Origin of the sequence: Teichococcus aestuarii (genome assembly GCF_003116135.1) — a bacterium.
In the GTDB taxonomy this organism is placed as follows: domain Bacteria; phylum Pseudomonadota; class Alphaproteobacteria; order Acetobacterales; family Acetobacteraceae; genus Pseudoroseomonas; species Pseudoroseomonas aestuarii.
Genome location: NZ_PDOA01000061.1, coordinates 1 through 2,326, shown reverse-complemented (window position 1 = coordinate 2,326; position 2,326 = coordinate 1). Strand labels below are relative to the sequence as shown.

Sequence of the window (2,326 nt, the reverse complement as noted above, 5' to 3'; positions counted from 1 at the left end):
TGTCAACGCCGCCTGAATCATCCTCAGAAGTGCCGAGGTAAAATTCCCCAGTTTGGGTTTTGGGGATCAGCCGTTGCTGGGATCGGCACCTCTTGGCTTGGGCGGCCTTCCGCGGCGTCGTGGCGGAGCCTGCGCGAGGGTGGCGGCGGCAGGGCGCAGGCTCTCCGGCACCAGGTCGGCATGCTGGCGCAGGCGGTAGCTGGAGCCCTCGATCGACACGACCACGGCGTGGTGCAGCAGCCGGTCCAGCAGCGCGGTGGCCACCACCGGATCACCGAACACTTCGCCCCATTCGGCAAAGCCGCGGTTGGAGGTCAGGATCATGGCGCCGCGCTCGTAGCGGGCGTTGACCAGCTGAAAGAACAGGTTCCCGCTGCCGCTGCTGATCGGCAGGTAGCCGATCTCGTCCACGATCAGCAGTGATGCGCGGCAGAGAAAGCGGATCCGCTCCCGCAGGGATCCCTCCCGTTCGGCCCGACCCAGCGAGGCGACGATGTCGGCCAGCGTCGCGAAGTAGACACTGTGGCCGGCCCGCACTGCCTCAACGCCAAGCGCAATGGCCAGGTGGCTCTTACCCGTACCCGGTGGCCCGAGCAGGTGCACCACCTCATGGCGGGTGATGAAGTCGAGCTGCGCCAGCGCCAGAATGCGGTGCCGGTCCAGCGAGGGCTGGAACGCGAAGTCAAACGCCGAGAGCGTCTTGATGGTGCCGAGGCGTGCCATCTGCAGGGCCGCCTTGATCCGCCGGCTCTCGCGCAACGTCAGTTCCTCGGCGAGCAGCGCCTCAAGTGCCTCCAGGGCGCCGACCTCGCCACGCTCGATCTGGCGCATCATATGGTCGAGCATCTCCAGGGCGCGGGGCATGCGCAGGCCAACCAGATGACGGCGCAGCCGCTCCAGGGTCGGGGGCACGGAGAGGTCCTCCCTCATTTCCGCAGGCCCTGGCTGGCCAGGCGCTGTCCGACGGCCGCGTAGAACTCGAGGGAGCGGCGGGAGACCACCTCGCCCGAGTGGGCCGGCAGGAGAAACTCCTCGCGCGGTGTGGTGCTGTTGGCCGGAGACCGTTGGCGGCGATGTCCGCTGGCGATCCGCCGCTGGCCACGCCCCTCCAGCACCGGATGGCTGGCGACAAGGCGCCCCGCCTCGAAGATCTGCACCGCGTCGGCCAGCCGGTGCACCTCCACCGGCCGCCGGCGGGTGCTGTCCGGCACGCTGTAGAGGTTGCCATCCACCGAGACCATGCCGTCGCGTGTGATCCGGCGCTCCAGGCGCAGCGTCGCCTGGAAAGGCCCTGCCGGCAACGGCTGCAGGTGCGGCCGCTCCTCGGCGAAGTGCGCGGCGACCACCCGGCGCGTGGTCGCATGCACCCGGGCGTTGGCGACCTCGTCCAGCCACTGCTGCAGCTGGGCATTCAGGTCGTCGAGATTGCGGAAGCTCCGCGCCAGGAAGAAGTCCTCGCGGACATAGCGGAACGGCCGCTCGACCTTGCCCTTGCTCTGCGGCCGGTAAGGGCGACAGGCCTTGGGCAGGAAGCCGTAATGGTCAGCACAGGCCAGCAGGGTGCGGTTGTAGGCGATACCCTCCGCCGCATCCTCGCCGGTGACGGCCGTGCGCATGCGGTCGTAGAGGATCTCCGTCGGCACCCCGCCCATGGCCTCAAAGGCGGCCAGGTGGCAGCGCAGCACCGTCGGCAGGTCCTGCTGCAGCACAAAGCGGGCCCAGAGCCAGCGGCTGTGCCCCAGCACCAGGGAGAACAGCCAGACGATGCGCACCACGCCGGGCTCGTCCGTGAATTCGGTGCGGAACTGCGCAAAATCAACCTGGGCCTGCCGGCCGGGCGGTGTCTCGAACCGCTGCTCAAAGCCGGGATCCGTGACCGGACGGATATCGCGCAGCAGGTCGGTCAGCCGCGTATAGCCACCCGTGTAGCCCCGCTCACGCAGCTCGCGATGCAGACGGCGGCCTGTGAGGTCCGGGAAGGCCGCCACCCGCTCCCGCAGGTAGGGCACAAACGGGTCCAACAGCATCGTCCGCGGTGCCCGGGGGCCATAGGCCGGCGGCTCCAGCCCACGCGCGATGTGCTTGCGCACCGTCTTGCGATCAAAGCCTGTCCGCCGAGCGATGGCGGATACCGACAGGCCCTGCCGGTGCAGGTCCAGAAGCATGATGATGTCTCCCAGTCTGACCACCGGCGCCGCCTCCCTCAGGACAGCGGCAGCATCGGCGATCGGGGCGGCCAGCCGCTCCCCTCCAGGAACTCAGCCGGTCAGGTCACCTGGGGAATTTTCCGTCGGCACCTCTGGGGAGTATTCACCCGGCGTCTACA

The 2,326-nt window shown here is 68.8% G+C and carries 2 protein-coding genes; both read right to left on the bottom strand.

What is annotated here, in order from left to right; translation table 11 throughout:
• Positions 1–66: 66 nt before the first annotated feature.
• Positions 67–912 carry an IS21-like element helper ATPase IstB gene (gene istB / locus CR165_RS24075; RefSeq protein WP_281262132.1) on the bottom strand — a complete coding sequence of 282 codons (846 nt, stop codon included), beginning with the start codon at positions 910–912 and terminating at the stop codon, positions 67–69.
• Positions 913–926: 14 nt separating this feature from the next.
• Positions 927–2,189, bottom strand: coding sequence for an IS21 family transposase (istA, locus tag CR165_RS24070; RefSeq protein WP_109519408.1), 1,263 nt, complete (start codon positions 2,187–2,189; stop codon positions 927–929).
• Between the last annotated feature and the right edge of the window lie 137 nt (positions 2,190–2,326).